The sequence below is a fragment of the Paenibacillus chondroitinus NBRC 15376 genome (assembly GCF_004000765.1).
GTDB classification, from domain to species: Bacteria; Bacillota; Bacilli; order Paenibacillales; family NBRC-103111; genus Paenibacillus_E; species Paenibacillus_E chondroitinus.
In genome coordinates, this window is the sequence record NZ_BILW01000021.1 from 100,124 (window position 1) to 118,392 (window position 18,269).

Genomic DNA, 18,269 nt, shown 5'->3' on the forward strand with positions numbered 1-18,269 from the left:
ACAAAAAGACGCGAATCAGGCATAAACCTGACTGGCGTCTTTTTGCTTAATTAAACTTCAAAGAAACGAAGATAAGCTCCATATCCTTCTTTTTCCATATCTGCTAGCGGGACGAACCGAAGTGCAGCTGAATTGATGCAATATCTGAGTCTAGTTGGTCCAGGACCATCATTAAACACGTGACCCAAATGCGAATCTGCTTCCTGGCTGCGTACTTCCGTCCTGACCATGAAATGGCTGGTGTCGGTTTTCTCTTTCACGTTGCCTTCGAATACTGGCTTCGTGAAGCTGGGCCAACCGCAGCCTGAATCGAATTTATCGATAGAGGTAAATAGCGGTTCGCCTGAAACGATGTCTACATACAATCCCTTTTCATGGGAGTCCCAGAATTCATTGTCGAAAGGGCGTTCTGTCGCGCTGTTTTGCGTCACTTCATATTGCAGCGGAGTAAGCTTTTTCTTGCGCTCTTCTTTATCTTTGGCCGTATTCCAATGTTTGGCAATAAACGCATCGCGCCCGGAGCCTTTGCGATATGCTTTGTAGCGCAGCGGATTTTTATGATGATAATCCTGGTGGTACTCTTCTCCCGGGTAGAAAGCATCCGCATCGATGCGCACGATTTCCGTTACGATCGGAGCGTTGAATCGCCCGCTATTCTGCAAGGCTTGCTTGGAGGCTTCCGCTTCCAACTTCTGCTGATCCGTATGTGCGAAAATCGCTGTACGATAGGAGGAACCGCGGTCATGGAACTGTCCGCCCGCATCTGTAGGGTCGATTTGGCGCCAATAGGTTTCCAATAATTTATTGTACGAAAAAAGTTCGGGATCAAATGTAATTTGGACGGCTTCAGCGTGACCTGTTGTTTCCGAGCACACCTCTTCGTATGTCGGGTTACTTGTATGACCACCTATATAACCAGATACGACAGACACAATCCCCGGCAGCTGGTCGAACGGCGTAACCATACACCAGAAGCAACCCCCGGCAAAAGTTGCCTTGTCATATTTACTTTGTTGCACGTTAGTTTCCATCTCTTCTCCACCTCTTTCATTGAAATCACTTCTATCATACCAAAAGTTTGCGCGATAACCAAAAAGACACCGTCCACTTGCGCGAACGATGCCTGCGGTATGCCGTTTCAAGCTTACAGGTTATTGAAAATATCCGTAAGTACAGGAACGATTTGGGATTTACGCGAAACTACGCCTTTCAGAAGCGCTTTGTTGTCGGCAAGCGTTACATGGTATGCTTTTTCAACAGCTTCAGCTTTGCGGCCAAGGGCAAGACCTACGGAATCGTTGTTAAGAATATCGGTCACGACGAACAGGAACAGATCCAGGTTTTTGTCAGCAATAATGGTGTTCAATGCAGCTTCGATTTCGGCTTGCTTCGCAAGCACATCATTGACATCCACCGCGTTTACTTGCGCGATTTCAACTTTGTAGCTGCCCATTTGGAACTCTTTTGCATCCAGGGAAATCAATTGGGCAACGGTTTTGTCGCTCAGATCAGCGCCGGCTTTCAGCATTTGCAGACCATATTCTTCAGCGTCTACACCAGCAATTGCTGCAAGCTCACGAGCTGCGGCAACGTCTTGTTCTGTGCAAGTCGGAGATTTGAACAGCAAGGAGTCAGAAATGATAGCAGAAAGCATCAGACCTGCGATGTCCTTATCGATGGCAACGCCGTTTTCTTTGTACAATTTATTCAAAATTGTTGCTGTGCAACCAACTGGCTCTGCACGGTAGTACAGCGGGTGGCTGGTTTCAAAATTTGCAATTCGATGATGGTCAATAACTTCCACTACACGCACTTGATCAATGTCCGCAGCGCTTTGCTGACGCTCAACGTGGTCAACCAAAATTACATTCGCCGCTTCGTTCGCAACCGTATCGACTTGACGAGGCGCCGCAACTTTAAACGTATCGAGTGCAAATTGTGTTTCACCATTCACGCTGCCTAGACGAACAGCTTCAACCTCTTGGCCAAGCTTCGTTTTCAGTGCTGCATAAGCAATTGCTGAAGTGATTGAATCAGTGTCCGGATTTTTATGTCCGAAAATAAGTGTTTTTGACATGATAAGACTCCTTATTAGTAAAAGTGTAGTAAGAGTTTTCAATCTCTACCTACGATTATACTAAAAAATCTCAGTAAATCCATTACTAAACCAAAACCTTATTCATGAATGAAAAAATGATAAAAATTATTCAGTCTTTCGCTTATGATAGCCGCGATCATCATAAGGCTGCAGTTGTTCCAGCCATTTGTCTTCCAGCTTCCTCAAGGCGTCATCCTCATCGAAGTACCCTGTTTCCTTTACTTTAAGCACTTCCAATACCTCAACTTCAAAAGCGCTGCTTCCAAATTCGGTTAATTCCTGTTGCAGGGCATGATTCATATGTTTACCCATATCAAGCTCCATTCGTTTGCCATTCAAGGAGCGTAAATTTTTCGTGCTCGAGATCCAACGCTTATCATTCACCGTATTGCGGATTTGAAATACTCCGGATTCTTTTTTCGTTTCTTTATAGATTTGCTGCAATTCTTGTCTCCGTTGATTTGATTCCTTTTTTGTCATGGTCTCGTATCATCCTTTCAACCAATATTGGCTGCCATCTGGCTCGCGGTCCAGGAAGCCATATTCAATTAGATACCTGCGGATTTTCACATAGTCGTGAAACACCGGTTTTAACAGCTCGTTAACTTCCTTTTCTCCATAAAAGCGATCCTGTTCGAATCGTTTGGCGATCTCACGAAGAACAACAAACTTGTGTTTTTCTTGCTGTGAGAAGGAAGTGAGCTTGCCCGATGTACCTTCCGGGAAATATTTTTTAACAATCTGCTCATACTCATCTTGTGTGACATTGTATCGTTCATCCACCATCGTAGCCGTTTTATGAATATCTACAAAAGTTGGCGCATGCTGATCCTTTTCTTTCAATAGCTCCATCATCGTTAGAAAAACTTTGGCCTGCCGCTCTTTTTCTTTCAGTCCAAAGCGATGATTGCGGATGGTCGAGGCGCTGCCAATCCCCATTTCCTGCTGAACTTCACTATCGTTTTTGCCTTCATAGAACAGCTTCAACAAACTATTCTGATGATCGGTCAGCCCGGTAAGCTTCTTGTCCAGACCGATTAAATAATGAAATACCGAAACATGCGCATGCTGGATATGCCATTTCATATATCGTTCTGCTTCGTATAAAACTCCGCTTTCCGGATAAATAATTCCCGCTTCCGTCCGCTTGCCGCATAACAGACAGCAATAGAAATCATTCTCCTTCACGTAGCCGCGCTTCCAGTCGTCGATTGAAGCCTGCCAAAACTGATCAGACACTTCCACAACAAACACTTCCTAAAATTGTTTAGTAATTCATAGACATTATATTATTTTGTTTATAAATATGTCAACAATGCGTGAGATGATACTCTATCAGCCCAATGCATTTATTTGTAAGCGCCGTCACAAGTGGAATGTGTTGATTTGACTTATCGTTACCTCCGATTACTCCTGTTATTATTCTAAACAGAGTTGGCTTAGCTAACGACGATTTAACTGGAGCTTCCGGCGTTATTCCCTTTTCTTCGATAGATATTTCCAAAATAACGATAGTTTTTCCATCTATTTTAGTTCTCTCTAACCATCTTCGAAAATAATAAAGGGTAACCCTCTAGACGGTTACCCTCTCAAAATATTTTCCCACTCATCCGCGTGAACTGCGCATTGCAAACAAAAGCTTAGGCCCGTCCGGCTGGTGCGTCCCCGCTTCAACAAACTGCTGGTATGCTTCCGATTCCATCGGGTATATCGCTATTTTGCCTTCTTCATTGTAGTGAACGCCCCAACCGTGTTTCTTCGGGAGCATGGACGCTCGAAGACAGGGATGATTTTTGGCAAACAACGCCTCACGAATTTCGGCGCCGCGTTGCTCCCTCTCCACATCCGAAATCTGCTTATGCTGCAAATGCACCGCATAGATGAGTTCGCCCTGCGTGAATTTGTAAGGGTTCTGCGACAACAGCTCATATTGAATTCGGTGAGCTGTTTTGCCCTCCTTTTTCATCGGCGGCTCGACTCCCATCTCAACGGGACAATCCGTCGCGACTTGAATGAACGTATTCGAATAACTCATGTGTTCATCGTTGTAAGGCATAGGTTAACTCCCTCCTTCCTCCTATTTTTTCCATTATACACCCATTTTCAACCGGGATTCTACATAAGCAGCAACGCCGTCCTGATCATTGCTTGACACGACTTTATCGGCCATGTGCAGAATCTCAGCATGCGCATTCTCCACAGCAATTTTGCGGCCAGCAGCACGAAACATCCCGACATCATTGAGATTATCGCCAAAAACAGTGATATTATCGGGCGCACAGCCAACGTGCTTTGCCCATAAAAGAAGTCCTTCCTGCTTGTTCGCTTGAGGATGGCTGAACTCCAGAAAATAATGATTTTCAATATAATTATCTTTCATCATATGAATATGGATTTCTGAACCAAACGCTGAAGCAACCGCCGCTTTAAGCGGCTCCAACTCCTCTAACAAACCAATATAGGTGATAATCAGCGTTCGTAAATGAGGCGGACAGCTTAGCTCCTTCACTTCGCTGAATCTAGGATCATTGGGTCGACTCGCAGCAAACTGCAGATCCCCAGTTTTAACAAGTTTTTCATGCAAGACCTTTTCTTGATCTTCATGGTTTAAAGCGAATAAAAGAGGGACAAAACCTTTTGACTTGCCGATTGCTAAAATTGCTTCCGTACGCTCCCGGTCAAGAAAGTAACCGTCTAACACACGTTTATGCACAGGATCAAACAGCAAGGCTCCATTGTATAGGACAAGCGGGTAACGCCAAGGAATTTGGGAAACATCAGCGGATGAGCTTTGATAACTCCTTGCTGTTGCATAGCTGATCACCGTTCCAGCTTCCAAAGCTTCCGTGATTACACGGACTGTATAATCGGATAAAGCGGCATTTGAGCGAAGCAAAGTACCGTCTAAATCCGTCAAATAATATCCTTTGTTCATCAAAAAACCTCCTCATATGGATTCACTTGACACTCCCCCTACGAATTGATAACCTACTCGGCGAGAGGTGATGGATCGTGAAAGCTTTCAAACGCCACTGGTGGAAAGCGGGGTTAGCCCTTCTTATCCTTCTGATGGGATTAATCTACTGGTATTTAAGACCCTACCAACCTAGTCAGACTGCGTTGTCTGCCATGCAGTCTACTGATGAGATTACGGTCAGTGAAGAGAAACGGCTCATCCGTTTTGAACCCAAAACACCTGTGCAACCCAGCATCATTTATTATCCCGGCGGTCTCGTAAAGCCGGAGAGCTATGCGACTTATGCGAAAGCGTTTGCGCAAGCAGGTCATCGCGTTTATATTGTGAAAATGCCTCTGAATCTGGCCGTTTTCGGCGGAGATCGTGCTCAACCGATCATTGCAGCGAAACAGCCTGATGAGACCTTCCTGCTTGGCGGTCATTCGCTTGGCGGCGTGATGGCAGCTCGATATGCTGCAGCACATGCCAGCGATTTGGAAGGTGTGTTTTTCTTTGCATCTTATCCTGATCCCAAAGGAAGCTTGGTTTCGTCTAATTTGCCCGTGTTCTCCGTCGTTGGTTCCAATGATGGAGCCATCAATATGGCTGCGTTCACCAAAGCAAAAAGCGATTTACCAAGTACGACGGAATATCATACAATCCGCGGCGGAAACCATTCGCAATTCGGCAGCTACGGTTTTCAGAAAGGGGATCACCCTGCAGAAATTTCTGCCGAGCAGCAATTGGATGAAACCGTCAAGCTGCTGCTGGATTGGGAATCAGCTGTTCATCCTGCCAAGCAAGCACACTAAGTTGAATTTACCGTATAAAAAAGGGGTTGTCCATCAAGTTTTCATAACCTGATGTGACACCCCTATGTTTTGACATGCCGGTCAATAGCTGTCACCTCGGTTTGGGTTCTTACGTCAATGCCAAAGCGGACCGGGTATATAAAAGTCCAGTTCTATTTACTAGCTCTTCAACATGCGTTAGGCTTGTCTTAGGAATTACTGCCAAAATGTATTATACTTTGGTCAAATACAAAAACAGGAGACAAGCAATGAAGGAACCTCTCCCACCAACCAATTATGAAATTGCGCAAGTTTGTTTATTAGCCGGTAAAATTATGCTCGAAAACGGCGGTGAAACGTACCGTGTCGAAGATACGATGACGCACGTTGCAGAAGGCTTCGGCGTCCCTAATTCGCATAGTTTCGTCACACCCACCGGCATTATATTCTCCATCGATGGGCCTGAGCAGACGACAAGACTGATTCGGATTTCGGCCCGATCCACCGATCTGCATAAAGTGACCGTCGTGAATGCCATCTCCAGACGCATCAGCAAAGGAGATTTATCACCCCAAGAAGCCTATCGCCTGCTTTCAGAGATCGATGCGGCCAATACCAGCTTCCCGACATGGGCAAAAATACTCGCAGCCGCGGTTGCGAGCGCTTGTTTCTTAATCATGTTCAAAGGAATGTGGCATGATTTCCTGCCGGCTTTTCTTACAGGTGGGGCAGGTTTAGCCTTCCTCGGTTATTTTAATCGCTTAGTCCGTATTAAGTTTTTTGCTGAATTTCTGGCCTCATTATTCATAGGAGTGTTAGCTTTCTTATTCGTGCATATTGGCTTTGGCCATGATTTGGATACGATCATTATCGGTTCTGTTATGCCGCTAGTTCCAGGGCTTCTCATTACGAACGCGGTGCGGGATTTAATGGCCGGACATTTTGTGTCAGGTGTTTCCAAGGGGGCAGAAGCTTTTCTCACGGCTTTTGCCATCGGGGCAGGCATTGCCTTTGTACTATCCTTTTACAATGGGGAGGGTATGGTGTGAATATGCTTGGGCAGCTCGTCACCAGCTTCGTCTCCACAGCAGCGTTTGCCATCTTGTTCAATGTGCCGCGAAGCACGATCATACAATGTGGATTCATTGGAATGGTCGGTTGGATGATTTACGTTTCAACACAATTGATTCCATTAGATCCAATTCTGTCAACGTTGATGGCTTCCTTTCTCGTAACTGTCATCAGTCAATTTTTTGCAAGAATATATAAAACTCCGGTCATTGTGTTCAGTGTCGCGGGAATAATCCCCTTAGTGCCAGGCGGCTTAGCTTATGACGCGATGAAAAACGCCGTGCTCAATCATTACGATCTTGCCGTGCAGCTGGCTGCCAAAGCCTTCATGCTTTCGGGCGCAATCGCGATCGGATTAGTCTTCTCCGAAGTGTTGAATCAGCTTTTTCGCCGCCGGGCAAAATAGCCTTTTTCCGACCTATCTTAATAGGTCGCTTCATTTTGATAGGTTTAACCTATAACCATAATCGGATTTATGTCTTAGATTTTAACTTCTTTTCCCTATAAAATAGTCCCAAGAAGCAAGTCTCGCCAAACAACGATATGGAGATGATTTCTATGACGGACAAAAACAATAACCAGCTGATAACGAAATTCAATGAAGTCGCTGAGAAGTATGACGGTCAACGAAGGAAGCTCATTCCATGTTTTGACGACTTTTATGGGACGGCCACATCGCTTGTTCAGCCGCAAACAGCTGCGCCTCGCATCCTTGATCTAGGTGCAGGAACGGGCCTGCTCTCCTCTTATATCCTGGGCCAATATCCGGATGCGAAGCTGACGTTAATTGATCTCTCGCAGGGGATGTTAGACATCGCGAAGCTGCGCTTTGGTGAGATGAACGCAAATTTAACGATTCAGGCAGGAGATTATACCGCTTTCGAATCGGATGAACCCTTTGATTGTGTGGTATCGGCTTTGTCCATTCATCATCTGGAGGATCAAGCCAAACAGAACTTATATGCGCGGATTTTTAAGCTGTTAAAGCCTGGGGGCATTTTCGTAAATGCGGATCAAGTTCTAGGAAGATCACCTTTTCTTGATCATTTGTACCGCGCGGATTGGGAGGCGAAAATAGAGGCGACTGACTTAACCCGCGAAGCGCTTCAAGCTGCCTATGAAAGAACCAAACTGGATAAAATGGCGCCTCTCGACCAGCAGCTTGCATGGCTGAAAGCCAGCGGTTTCGCAGATGTTGATTGTGTGTACAAATATTATAATTTTGTCGTCATGTTTGCTCAGAAGCCGGGAGCTTAAGGTTACCAAAACGAAGGTTTCGCTACCATGAACCACATCATCGACAACGTAATGATCACGTACCAGATTAACGCGCTGCGCAGTTGGTTCACCAATACGTTCCGGTCCTCGTGCGGCGCACGGAGCTTTCTCAGCAGCGGTGAAAATGCACGCGCAATGAAATATAAGGATGCTACCATAATAAGCACCGTGAAAACGATCCAGGATGTTTTCCACGTCCATTCGGTCAGCCAAGTAAGCAAAATTCCGGTCGCTACCAGCACATGTCCAGCATGTTTCGTCAGTCGAACCGTAATCCGGAAAGGCTCCAAGTACTCAGGAAGGAGTTCAAACGGGGCGGTTCTTATTTTAATCAATAACGGGAATAACACAAAATAAGGGCCAATGCTGAGTACAACACTAAAAATATGAAGATATAAAAGCAAGATATACCAGGACAACGCCATCCTCCATTCTGTAGGAAAAATTCAATAAAACAGTGTAGATCCTGCGATCCACACTGTTTTTTTCATTACTTATTCGGCTTTCTGAAATTCGTGTACCCATACTTTCATTTGCGGCAGCCAAGGCATGCCGGGATGAATGGATAGGATACTATCGCGGTATTCGTCAATCGTTGCATGTCCTTCCGCGATGGCATCTTCCACTGTAAGATCACCGAGCGCTTGCTGATAGACTTTGGTTACAGTAAAAGAATTGCCTTGCAGGTCCATCGTTTCACCGATGTCTGCATAACGCCCATTGCGTCTGCAAGCTGTCTTTTGGCCGGCTAGCACTTTGCCTACTTCAGCTTCTTTGGTCACAAGGCGGTCGATGGTGCAAGTTTTTGGCGGTAATGTTTCGTTCATTCATGTTTCCCTCCTTTTTCCAGTACTCATTATAACGAATGAGATCCGATTTGTCGAACGACCCCGGATTCCCTACTCTCTGAGCGCTTCCTTCAGTTTCGTAGACATGCTGTCCATCGAACCTGCTGTTGGCCGCTTAGCGCCGCGAAGTTTGGCTATCTCCTGCTTCAGCTTCTCGTTCTCCTGCTTCAAACGTTCGTTTTCTGCGAGTAATTGTTCTTTGTCCATGCGGTTCACCTGAGCTTTCGATAAAAATGCCCCCTCCCCGCTTGCAGAGCATCACGGTGGATTCTCTCCATGCGTCAAAAGGGGGCTGACTTATTGCCTTATTGCCTTATTTCTTGATTTCAATCGTGTAAAGACGAGCAGACTCGCTCCACACTTCACCTGGCTCCAAACTCACCAGACCGATTTGATCAGCCGGCATATCGACATTCGGAGCGTTAACCAAATTCATTTGCGGCTCCGGACAGAAAAAGCCCTCTGTAGCGCCATTGTTCCAGATCATCCACTGTTTATAGGATGTGCCCACATCATACACCAGTTTGACGCCTTCGCGTGCGTCTGTCAATTCCATGTAATTTCGTCCATTTTGCGGAGCCGTCGTGTAATGATTGTCCATCGACTCGAAGAATGGCGACAAACCTCCGACTTTCATCTTCGCTTCTTCGCTTGAAAGCGGTTGATACTCGCCAGTCGGCAGCATTCTCTCGCTCATTTCCCAGCGGTTGCCGATGGTCATTTTGAAGGTGTAATCCGCTGCTTGCGAATTCGGCGCAAAAGGCGCATTGATCGTTGTATGGTAGGCAATCAGACAAGGCATCGCTTCTTGACCTTCATTATGGACCGAAATATGCTGCTGCAAACCGAATTGATTCAGCACATAAGTCAAACGAAGCGTGAACTCGAACGGTAAATAGGTATATACGGAATGCCCTTCTCTTACTTTCAGCGCCAAAGTAACGCTGCTCTCGCTTTCATTTGTGCCAAATCTTTCTACTTCCCAAGGAATATCATGGACAAAACCGTGCAGATGATTGCCCGTTTTCGGCTCATTAACCGGAAATTGAAAAACTTTGCCTTTCCATGGGAACTTTCCGTCTTCGTAACGGTTTGGCGGAAATAAGACAGGAATACCGTGGATAATTGGACGTGCTTTAAACGCTTCCATTTCTTCCAGGGACGGCTCACGCAGAAAACGGTATTCCTTCTCATTGTCTCTAAAAGCAATCAGGTTCGCGCCGATTTCCGGCAATACCGCTGCTTCATAACGGCCCGCTTGCAGCCAAACCGCTTTCTCTCCTTGGAATATACCTTCGTAAGCTTTCGTTGTCATCTGTGTTATCCTCCTATTGCGATGCCCATAATTTGGACAGGCTCATATGAATTTACTTTAAAGCATGAGAAACAAGGAAGTCAATGGACGAAAATTGCGCCGATATCGACAAAAGTGACTTCTTCACGGTGGACAAAGAAAACCGTCTTCCCACTAGGGAAGAACGGTCCTCGGTCTTACGTTCAGTTGACAGCTTGCAATCCTAGCGCTTCCAAGCAGCCTCGCTCCAACGTAGTTCGTTACGGAACTGCAGCGTAGATGTATTTTTATTAATAATGACAACTTCAATGCCAGCCAGTTCCGCCCAATCTACCAATTGCTCCGTGCTTACCTCGTAAGAGAAAACCGTGTGATGCGCTCCGCCCGCATAGATCCAAGCTTCTGCGGAATCACGCAGGGACGGCTGAGGCTTCCAAAGAACGCGCGCCACTGGCAGCTTAGGCATCGCTTTCACGGGTTGCACGGCATCCACTTCGTTAATTAACAACCGGAAACGGTTGCCCATATCGATGATTGATGCATTCAGCGCAGGACCGGAAGCTCCGTCGAAAACAAGACGCGCTGGATCCGCTTTCCCGCCGATACCAAGCGGATGAACTTCGATGGTTGGACGTGTCGCCGCGATCGTCGGACAAATTTCCAACATATGTGCGCCAAGCACAAGCTCCGCTCCTGGCTCCATATGATAGGTGTAATCTTCCATGAAGGAAGTCCCTTTATTGCCTGCGATAATCTTCATGACACGCGTGAGTGCAGCTGTTTTCCAGTCGCCTTCGCCGCCGAAGCCGTAACCTTGCCCCATCAAACGCTGCACAGCAAGGCCAGGCAGCTGCTTCAGGCCGTGAAGATCCTCAAACGACGTCGTAAACGCCCCGAATCCGCCTTCTTCCAAAAAGCTTTTCATCCCAAGTTCAATACGCGCTTGCTCACGAATCGCCTCACGTACCGGTCCTGCTGAGCGCCCCTCAGGTGTTATATCATAAACTTCATTGTATTCATCCATTAATTGATCCACTTCCGATTCGGAAATGTCTCTTACGCGCTGAACAAGGTCGCCTACGCCATAACCATTAATCGACCAGCCGAATTTAATCTGCGCTTCAACTTTATCCCCTTCAGTTACGGCCACTTCCCGCATGTTATCGCCAAAACGAGCCACTTTCAAGCTGCGTCCTTCAACAAAAGCCGTCGCTGTACGCATCCATCCCGCAATACGGGAGAGGACGGCTGGATCTTCCCAGTAACCAACAACCACTTTACGGGAAATACCCATGCGTGCACCAATAAAACCATACTCGCGATCGCCATGCGCCGCTTGATTGAGGTTCATGAAATCCATATCAATCGTTTCCCACGGGATATCACGATTAAATTGTGTATGTAAGTGTAAGAGCGGCTTGCGGTACTCGGCAAGGCCTGCAATCCACATTTTCGCCGGAGAAAAGGTATGCATCCAAGTGATGATACCTGCACAGTTGTCATCTGCATTGGCATCCAAACATAATCTGCGAATCGCATCCGGCGTTGTCAAAACTTGTTTGAACACAAGCTTGCTAGGAATCGAAGGATCACGATCAATCCCTTCCGTAATTTGCTTCGAATGATCTTCTACTTGAAGCAATGTCTCAGGTCCGTATAGGTGTTGACTTCCGGTTACAAACCAAAATACTTTTTCTGCTGAAGCTTTCATGGCAATTTGCCTCCTTGGATAATGGAAATGGATGAATGTGAATTAGTGCCGCGCTTCCTCACGGATTGCACGAAGACGTTTCATGACATCGTTCTCTCCGCGGCCGAAATAATCGTGCAGCTTGCTGTACTCTTGGTAAAGCTTCTCGTAAACAGCGACATTTTCTGGGATCGGTTTAAACGTATCTTTGCGTACACGCGCCATTTTTTGCGCGGCATCTACGATACTATCGTAACCTCCGTTAGCTGCGCCTGCGGCCACGGCCCCGAACATGGCGGCTCCTAGTGCCGGCGTTTGTTTGGAATCCGCGACTTTAATCTCACGATTCGTTACATCCGCATAAATCTGCATCAGCAAGCGATTTTTTTGCGGAAGTCCCCCGCATGCGTACAATTCCTGTACCTCAACGCCATTATTGTGAAAAGCATCGACAATTTTACGAGTTCCAAAAGCGGTTGCTTCCAGCAGCGATCGGTAAACCTCTTCCGGCTTCGTCAAAAGCGAATAGCCCAGAATAAGGCCATTAAGCTCCGTATCTACCAGCACGGACCGATTTCCATTCCACCAATCCAACGCAAGCAAACCTGTTTCACCTGGTTTGTAAGCGGATGCATGACGCTCCAGCCATTCATGCACATTCGTTCCTTCTTGCTCTGCCGCAGTTTGCACATAAGCAGGCACTCCCTGTTCCACGTACCAAGCAAAAATATCCCCTACAGCTGATTGCCCAGCTTCATATCCCAAATATCCAGGGATAATGCCGTCTTCAACAACACCACACATGCCTTCAACTTCCCGCTCCTCTGTACCAAGAAGCATATGGCAAATCGAAGTTCCCATCGCCATCACCAATTTACCCGGTGTTACAACACCGACACCTGGTACAGCCGCGTGGGCATCTACATTCCCTACAGCAATAGCGATGCCTGGCTGTAAGCCCATTAATTTGGCCATCGATTCCGTTAATTCGCCAGCTTTGGTGCCAAGCGCCACAACCTCGCCTCGAAGCTTACTCTCAGTGACATTTTCCAGGCGCGGGTCCAATGCTTTGAAGAACTCGTTGCTTGGAAAGCCTTTCTTCTTATGCCAGATAGCTTTGTAGCCGGCCGTACAGCTGTTACGCACAATATCAGAAGCGCCTGTCATTTGTGATACAACCCAGTCCGTCGCCTCCAGGAAGCGATCCGTTTGCTCATAAATGTCAGGAGCTTCATTCAATATTTGCCATACCTTCGCGATCATCCATTCGGATGAAATTTTACCGCCGTATCGAGGCAGGAAATCTTCGCCTCTGCGCTCAGCGATTTCGTTAATCAGGTTCGCTTCGTCTTGAGCGGCATGATGTTTCCACAGTTTCACCCAGGTGTGCGGCTGATTCGCCAGCTCCGGATTGAAGCAAAGCGGTTGGCCTTGCGCATCGACCGGAAGCATCGTGCAGGCTGTAAAGTCAATACCAAGACCGATGATGTCGGCTGGGTCAACGCCGGAAGCTTGCACAACAGCAGGTACTGAGCGCGTAAGCACATCCAAATAATCTTGCGGATGCTGAAGCGCCCAGTCATATTCAAGTTTAATGCCGGAATTCGGCAGTTTCTCGTCAATCACATTGTGCGGATAAGGGGTTACATGATCTGCAACCTCTGTGCCGTCACTCAAATCGACCAAAACGGCGCGTCCGGATTCCGTCCCATAGTCGACGCCAATTGCATACTTCTTAGACATAGAGAACCTCCTTCGAATTTCCAATCTCTATATCAAGTATAACACTTGTACGTACAAGTTGGCTAGATGAATTTTCTTCTTATGAAAGGCGGATCGTAGACTCCCTGACCACGAGTTCAGGCTTATAGATTTTGCCTGTCTCTCTTCCCGTTACTCGCTTATTCTCAATCATATCAATTAAAAGCTCAGCAGCATCTGTGCCTAACTCGGTTTTGGGATGCGAAAGTGTCGTTAATTTCACTTCGGTTGCCATCGCCAAAGAAGAGTCGTCAAAACCGACTAACGAAACATCTTGAGGCACTTGAAGCCCTAAGGTACGTACAGCTTCTAGCAAGTGGACAGCCAGCTCATCGTTATAGCAGACGAAAGCCGTTGGACGCTCGTCCACATGGCCTAGCAGCGAAAGCGCATGTTCATAAGGCTTCTGCCTTTTTTCCTCCGTTGTGTAGTGGATGACAAGCTCAGGCAATAAAGGAACCTGGTAATGGTGATGAGCGCGAATAAATCCTTTCAAGCGATTGACCCCCTGCAAGTCATCCGTCTTAAAAAATCCGGCAATCTTGCGGTGTCCCAGCTCGATCAAATGCTGCGCCGCCTTGAAGCCGCCCTCTTCATCGTCGACAACCAGAGACGGGCAGTTCATCTCTGGATAACGTTCATTAATCATTAAATACGGAATATGCTGATAGTCGAGCGAGAGATAGTAGTTGAGATTCGGGTTGCCTTCCGCGCTTTTCGTAGGTTCTATAATCAGCCCGCTTAGGGGCTGGCTTAACATCATCGTCAAACTTTCCTTTTCCTTGTCCTTATCGTTGTCTGTTGACGACAAAACTAGTCTGTAGCCTCTTGCACGTAAAGCTGATTCCGCCCCTCTCACAATATGAGGAAAAATATAATCGGATATATACGTGGTCAGGATGCCGATTGTCTGTACATCACGGCTTTTTTGCGTTTGGGGCGTAGAGACGAAAGTGCCTTTTCCCTGCATCCGGTACAGCCAGCCCTCTTGCTCCAGTTCGCCAAATGTCTGACGCACCGTTTGACGGCTCATCTGAAATTGTTCGGCAATTTCGTTCTCTGACGGCATCTGATCGTTCGGTTTCAATCTCCCCGTATGAAGCCAAGTTAATATTTCCTGTTTCAACTGCAAGTATTTCGGCATTTGCTTTTCTTTCATGTTTCGCTTTCACCTCAGGCGTTTGATTCTGAACGTATTATAACACTCGCTTAACTTGTATGTACATATTGGGGAGGGACAGCATATACCTTTAAAACTATGTAATGTCCCGGATCGTACTTCAACTCGAATAGAAGGAAAATCTACCCCTAATCTGAGCTGTTCCGGCTGCATACAGGAAATTAACTGGAAAAACCGCATCCAAATCTTCGATAGCAGGCTGGAAACTTCCTCACTTGTTGAAATTAACAGGAGGAAATCCGGTTACTTAGGATAAAGTAGAAAATACTGCCCAATTAGCAGGAGTAGTCGGCGTTAATTACTGCTGCGCGACCGTCTGCCCTCCCCCATTACAATGTAAAAATCAAAACAAAAACCCGTGAGATCACGGGTTTACTTGTCGGCGCTTCGCGATAATCGACTGGTAATTAGGCTGCATCTCCGGCATCTGCAGCACATTAAAACGCTCGAGATCGAACACCTCGCTCACTTTCTTCTGAATGTGTTCATCCTCATAAAAAGCAAAAAACCTTTGTGGTCGATACGAATCGTTCTCCCAAATCCCTTCGCTTTCGTACCCGCCATAGAGGCCCAAATAGAAGAAACCGTCAGGCTTCAGCACGCGCTCAACGTTCCTGAGCACTTGCAGAAGGTTATCTTTCGGTACATGCAGCAGCGTGTTCATTGACCAAACCGCATCAAACGAAGCTGGCTGCAAATCCAAAGCGAAGAAATCCATGGCATAAGCTTCGAGCCCTTTTTCACGGCAAATGGCGACCATCTCTTCAGACAAATCGATGCATACCACCTCGCAGCCGTGTTCCCGCAAATAGTCAGCTTGATGACCTGGACCGCTCCCAAGGTCTAACACACGTTTGCTGCCGCCAGCCTTCTCCAATCTCGCTAGAAAGCCATCCAGCTCATCTATCTTCCAAGACTGCATCGTCTCTCCGTTTCGCTGTCTAGCCTGTTGGTCATAACTCGCCTTCAGCACCTGTTTGACCCCAGCATCATTTGATGAATCCAAGCTGTCATCCCCCTTTACGCCTGTGCACAATCCAACTACTTCTCTAAAACTTGAAGTCCCGCATTTACAAGCAAATCAAACCACTCGTCTTCTTCCAAAAGCTCTTCAACCGCTTCAATGTCCTCTTCTTTACCGGATTCACTCAAAAAGTTCAGCGCATAACTCCAATCGTCTTTGCCACGCAAGCTTTGCAGCGTAATTTCATAAGGATGCTCGTGACCTTCTACGCTAAACTGCACATGACCGAGGTACCCCTCCGCTTTGCTGTATGCCATATTTGCTTTTAAAATGTTAAACATCTTCATCTTCCTTTTCTTTAAAATGTTCCTGCTGTTGTGCCAACCACGACCAGATGGATGCAATCGTCGTTTCCAAATTCGTTGCGTCCTGCCATATGTAAGGGTTGTGATCTCTAAAATAATCCGCATGCCCGCCAATCATTGGCAAAGTTTTCATATGAATGGGCGCATGCTTCAAACGGTGCCAACGTAATAATCCAAAACGTGATTTGATCCAGCCACCCCAGGTGCCGAGACGCGGGATCGGGTCTACTTTTTGGTCCATGGGATTGACCCCATTGATATATAATACGCGATCCTTCAATTCAGGAGAAATCGCACATTTCGGCGATCCGATTTGGATCACGCCAAGAACGGGGAGACCTGCCTTCATCAAAGCTCCTGCCGCTTGAATAGAAGCAACGGCACCTGCACTGTGCCCGATAAAAAGCAAAGTTTGACCAAGGTTCCACTGGTCGGTGACTAACTTGGCCAGGCTTTTGCCGCCATATCGCGATGGCTTCCGGTGGGCATTATGCCACATATCACTTGTAATTTCACGAAGCTGCTTTTGCCGCTGCCGACTCCAATCTCCATAAGGAAAATGTATTACAACGCGGGCACGTTTACCCGCCTCTTCAAAGCGAGCGGCCAGGGCTGCGCCAAAACTGTCCAAAAAATCCGGCGCCGTAGCAAAACCGGCTGTTATATAGATGACGATTTCCTCCGATTCGGAGTGAACGGTCATGGATCACTCAGTTCCCTTCACGGCACCCATTGTGCCAAATAAGTCAAACCCGCGGTTTCGCTCGATTCGTCGGCATTGCGGCCATCGGATCGTCCGGCCAATAATGCTTGGGATAGCGGCCTTTGAGATCTTTTTTGACCTCGAAATAAGCCTCGCGCCAAAAGCTCGCCAAATCCTTCGTCACCTGAACGGGACGCTGTGCCGGCGATAATAAATGCAGCGTAAGCGGCACCCGCCCTTTGGCAATTCGCGGGGTATCCGACAAGCCGAACATTTCTTGCAGACGCACAGATAAAGTTGGCGATTCTGTCGCGCTGTAATCAACGGGAATGCGAGAACCGCTTGGCACTTGAATGTGCGTTGGCGCCCACTCATCCAACCAACGCCGCTGCTCCCATGTTAGCATTTCCTCTAATATATTTGTCAAGTTAAGCCGTCCAAGGGCACCTTTGCTTGTCATCCCGAATAGATGCGGCGCTAACCAGTCTTCCAATGCTTCGAGCAGCGCGCCTTCGCGCATATCCGGCCATTCGCCTGCATGATGGTGATGCAGAAAAACAACTCGCTCCTGCAGTTGGCGCGCACTGCGACTCCAAGGCAGAAGCTCCAGCGATTCAGCCCGAATGCCGGCAATCAAAGCTTGTACGAGCAGCTCTGGATCAGGCTCCTGCAAGGGCTTCTCTTTCAGTATAATCGCGCCTAACCGTAGGCGATGTCTGGCTCTGACTGCACCGGCCGCTGCATCCCAAAGCACTTCCTGTTCCTCCAGGAGGCGATCTCCGAAAGCTTGCAGCAGATCTTCCTCCTGTACAGGGGCAGCCAGAAAAATCCGGCTTTCCGCCCCGTTATCATCCAGCTCGGCCGCGACGAGATAGCGTGCGTTCGAGAGCTCCTGCAGCTCAGGCAGCACGGCGCCACGCCCGCTGCTGAGCAAGAACCGCCCTGCCGATCGCCGCTGCGCGACGCGATCGGGGTAGGCGAAGGCGAGCAGCAGGCCGCTCGCCGATGCCCGCTGCTCGCTCGGCCGCAAGCCGAGCGACTGCATCAACCCTTTGGCCTCCGCCGTAATCCGGCGGCATAGGCCAAAGTCCACGTCTGCGCGCTGCTCACCCTGCGCAGCGCGCCAAAGCACTTCGATGCGGGTGCGCGCATCCGCATCACGGCCCCGAGCGCTCGACAGGATGTCGCGCTCGCTCAGCATGACCGCGAGCTCGCACGCCAGCGCGCCGAGCTCAAGCGGTATGGCTTGCAGCACCATGTGCGCAAGCCG

21 protein-coding genes are annotated in these 18,269 nt (G+C 47.7%); 4 read left to right on the top strand and 17 right to left on the bottom strand.

Annotated elements, in window-relative coordinates; genetic code table 11:
* Window positions 1–50: 50 nt before the first annotated feature.
* From msrB to PCH02S_RS21895, 6 genes are all read right to left on the bottom strand, one after another.
* Window positions 51–1,031 (bottom strand): peptide-methionine (R)-S-oxide reductase MsrB, encoded by a 981-nt coding sequence (gene msrB / locus PCH02S_RS21870; protein ID WP_127456077.1) that lies wholly within the window; start codon window positions 1,029–1,031, stop codon window positions 51–53.
* Between the two features lie 113 nt (window positions 1,032–1,144).
* Window positions 1,145–2,077, bottom strand: coding sequence for a manganese-dependent inorganic pyrophosphatase (locus PCH02S_RS21875; protein WP_127456078.1), 933 nt, complete (start codon window positions 2,075–2,077; stop codon window positions 1,145–1,147).
* Window positions 2,078–2,203: 126 nt separating this feature from the next.
* Entirely contained in the window at window positions 2,204–2,578 is a 375-nt protein-coding gene (locus PCH02S_RS21880) for a GIY-YIG nuclease family protein (RefSeq protein WP_127456079.1), read from the bottom strand.
* Window positions 2,579–2,587: 9 nt separating this feature from the next.
* Window positions 2,588–3,343: a DUF2087 domain-containing protein gene (locus PCH02S_RS21885; RefSeq protein WP_127456080.1), complete on the bottom strand. Its 756-nt coding sequence runs from the start codon at window positions 3,341–3,343 to the stop codon at window positions 2,588–2,590.
* A gap of 361 nt (window positions 3,344–3,704) precedes the next feature.
* Window positions 3,705–4,154, bottom strand: a complete 450-nt coding sequence (locus tag PCH02S_RS21890) for a DUF6157 family protein (RefSeq protein WP_246069199.1) — start codon at window positions 4,152–4,154, stop codon at window positions 3,705–3,707.
* Between the two features lie 33 nt (window positions 4,155–4,187).
* On the bottom strand, window positions 4,188–5,033 hold the full coding sequence (locus tag PCH02S_RS21895) for an HAD-IIB family hydrolase (protein WP_127456081.1): 846 nt from the start codon (window positions 5,031–5,033) through the stop codon (window positions 4,188–4,190).
* Window positions 5,034–5,110: 77 nt separating this feature from the next.
* On the opposite strand from PCH02S_RS21895, the gene PCH02S_RS21900 reads away from it, so the two are divergent.
* The 4 genes from PCH02S_RS21900 (at window position 5,111) to PCH02S_RS21915 (ending at window position 8,173) form a co-directional block, all read left to right on the top strand.
* Window positions 5,111–5,866, top strand: coding sequence for an alpha/beta hydrolase (locus tag PCH02S_RS21900; protein ID WP_246069200.1), 756 nt, complete (start codon window positions 5,111–5,113; stop codon window positions 5,864–5,866).
* A 248-nt stretch (window positions 5,867–6,114) separates the two neighbouring features.
* Window positions 6,115–6,894 carry a threonine/serine exporter family protein gene (locus PCH02S_RS21905; protein ID WP_127456082.1) on the top strand — a complete coding sequence of 260 codons (780 nt, stop codon included), beginning with the start codon at window positions 6,115–6,117 and terminating at the stop codon, window positions 6,892–6,894.
* A gap of 2 nt (window positions 6,895–6,896) precedes the next feature.
* A complete protein-coding gene (locus PCH02S_RS21910) occupies window positions 6,897–7,322 on the top strand; it encodes a threonine/serine exporter family protein (RefSeq protein WP_127456100.1) in 426 nt (141 codons plus the stop codon).
* A 152-nt stretch (window positions 7,323–7,474) separates the two neighbouring features.
* Complete coding sequence (locus PCH02S_RS21915; RefSeq protein WP_127456083.1) at window positions 7,475–8,173, top strand: class I SAM-dependent methyltransferase; 699 nt, start codon at window positions 7,475–7,477, stop codon at window positions 8,171–8,173.
* A 2-nt stretch (window positions 8,174–8,175) separates the two neighbouring features.
* Here the strand turns inward: PCH02S_RS21915 and PCH02S_RS21920 are convergent, their stop codons facing one another.
* From PCH02S_RS21920 to PCH02S_RS21965, 11 genes are all read right to left on the bottom strand, one after another.
* Window positions 8,176–8,619 carry a DUF2269 family protein gene (locus tag PCH02S_RS21920; protein ID WP_127456084.1) on the bottom strand — a complete coding sequence of 148 codons (444 nt, stop codon included), beginning with the start codon at window positions 8,617–8,619 and terminating at the stop codon, window positions 8,176–8,178.
* Window positions 8,620–8,688: 69 nt separating this feature from the next.
* Complete coding sequence (locus PCH02S_RS21925; RefSeq protein WP_127456085.1) at window positions 8,689–9,021, bottom strand: ASCH domain-containing protein; 333 nt, start codon at window positions 9,019–9,021, stop codon at window positions 8,689–8,691.
* A gap of 72 nt (window positions 9,022–9,093) precedes the next feature.
* Window positions 9,094–9,249, bottom strand: coding sequence for a hypothetical protein (locus tag PCH02S_RS35830; protein ID WP_164819681.1), 156 nt, complete (start codon window positions 9,247–9,249; stop codon window positions 9,094–9,096).
* 106 nt (window positions 9,250–9,355) lie between these two features.
* Window positions 9,356–10,357: an aldose 1-epimerase gene (locus PCH02S_RS21930; protein ID WP_127456086.1), complete on the bottom strand. Its 1,002-nt coding sequence runs from the start codon at window positions 10,355–10,357 to the stop codon at window positions 9,356–9,358.
* A 202-nt stretch (window positions 10,358–10,559) separates the two neighbouring features.
* On the bottom strand, window positions 10,560–12,047 hold the full coding sequence (gene araA / locus PCH02S_RS21935; protein WP_127456087.1) for an L-arabinose isomerase: 1,488 nt from the start codon (window positions 12,045–12,047) through the stop codon (window positions 10,560–10,562).
* A 42-nt stretch (window positions 12,048–12,089) separates the two neighbouring features.
* The gene (locus tag PCH02S_RS21940) at window positions 12,090–13,769 is read right to left on the bottom strand and encodes a ribulokinase (RefSeq protein WP_127456088.1); all 1,680 of its coding nucleotides are present in this window, start codon (window positions 13,767–13,769) and stop codon (window positions 12,090–12,092) included.
* A gap of 79 nt (window positions 13,770–13,848) precedes the next feature.
* Entirely contained in the window at window positions 13,849–14,946 is a 1,098-nt protein-coding gene (locus PCH02S_RS21945) for a GntR family transcriptional regulator (RefSeq protein WP_127456089.1), read from the bottom strand.
* Between the two features lie 385 nt (window positions 14,947–15,331).
* Window positions 15,332–15,973 (bottom strand): class I SAM-dependent methyltransferase, encoded by a 642-nt coding sequence (locus tag PCH02S_RS21950; RefSeq protein ID WP_127456090.1) that lies wholly within the window; start codon window positions 15,971–15,973, stop codon window positions 15,332–15,334.
* A gap of 35 nt (window positions 15,974–16,008) precedes the next feature.
* Window positions 16,009–16,272 carry a hypothetical protein gene (locus PCH02S_RS21955; RefSeq protein WP_127456091.1) on the bottom strand — a complete coding sequence of 88 codons (264 nt, stop codon included), beginning with the start codon at window positions 16,270–16,272 and terminating at the stop codon, window positions 16,009–16,011.
* On the bottom strand, window positions 16,265–16,999 hold the full coding sequence (locus tag PCH02S_RS21960; RefSeq protein ID WP_127456092.1) for a hypothetical protein: 735 nt from the start codon (window positions 16,997–16,999) through the stop codon (window positions 16,265–16,267). The genes PCH02S_RS21955 and PCH02S_RS21960 overlap by 8 nt, the downstream gene beginning before the upstream one ends.
* Before the next feature lie 43 nt (window positions 17,000–17,042).
* The coding region (locus PCH02S_RS21965; protein ID WP_281282279.1) for an ATP-dependent helicase C-terminal domain-containing protein at window positions 17,043–18,269 on the bottom strand (1,227 nt) is incomplete at its 5' end.